Source organism: Devosia indica, assembly GCF_003056405.1.
Classification (GTDB): domain Bacteria; phylum Pseudomonadota; class Alphaproteobacteria; order Rhizobiales; family Devosiaceae; genus Devosia; species Devosia indica.
In genome coordinates this window covers 1-1,046 of the sequence record NZ_PYVZ01000051.1, presented here as the reverse complement: position 1 = coordinate 1,046, position 1,046 = coordinate 1, and the positions used below count along the sequence as shown (strand labels likewise).

The 1,046-nt window shown below is 57.0% G+C and carries 1 protein-coding gene; it reads right to left on the bottom strand.

All coding sequences use genetic code 11. From position 1 onward, the window contains the following. Nucleotides 1-313 precede the first annotated feature (313 nt). Complete coding sequence (locus DDE76_RS19360; protein ID WP_425430650.1) at nt 314-535, bottom strand: transposase; 222 nt, start codon at nt 533-535, stop codon at nt 314-316. Nucleotides 536-1,046 lie beyond the last annotated feature (511 nt).

The window sequence follows — 1,046 nt, the reverse complement described above, 5'->3', positions numbered from 1 at the left end:
GCTCGCTGGGATGGTCACCCAGTCAGACGTCGTTGCCGCGCTTTTTAGGGTCAATCAGTCCGAATTGGCACTGTCAGCCTGAAGCACCCGAAGATTGCAGCCATTTGCTTTGTTCGACCAGTTGAACGTTAAGGGAGGGCGACTTGGGGACGCGGCTATGAGGTGGAGACCCGCAAAAACTGTGTCTTTAGGATTGATGCTGCCGTGATGGCCGGCTGATTTCAGCGCTTTGGCATATTTGGGCGTTATTTGACCCTGTTTTTGACCGCCTGTGGTGCCCAACAAAGGGCATTTTCCCCGTTCCCGGGCAGACTCATGCCGTGACCGCGCGCTTTTCGTGGAAGACCAAGCGATCGAAGTTGTAGGCCAGATTGGCCAGCGTCAGTTTCGCTTCGGCCCGCGCGACGCCGATGGTGCGGATGAACAGGCCGAACCGGTTTTTCTGGTGAGCAAACACGTGCTCGATCCGGGCGCGGATCGAGGATTTGACCGCATTGGCCCGCGCGGTCGCGATACCAATTGCTCTGGACGCCAAAACAGATTGAAAAGCTCATCTACTGGCAAAAGTCCAATCGCATTGATCAAGCCATGAAGCACCCAGATAGCGGTCTCGTGCTCTCCTGGCGATCAAAGGCGGACAAAGCCAATGGCGTAATGGATGCGACGACGGCCCGCATTCTGACCCGAGAGGCCAGTCGTCGTCGGTTTTATCTTCAGGCCGGGGAGACCCATAGCGAAAGCGCACGGAAGAAAATCGGAGACGCCCAGCGGGGCCGCAAACGCTCGGCTGAACATCGCGCCGCCATTGGCAATGCACGACGTGGCACTAAACAAACTCCAGAACAAATCGCAGCGCGTGTCGCCGCAACGAGGGCTGTCAATCGGCGCGGAACATTGACCCATAAAGGGGTCAATTTTGGGCTCTGGCGCAGATTTGGTGCTGGCCATCAAGGTGCACCAATGAGCCGTGCTTCCAACAGATCGATCTTGCCGCGGCCATACATCTGACGCTTGACGAGCTTGAGCTTGGTGATTTGGCCCTCAGT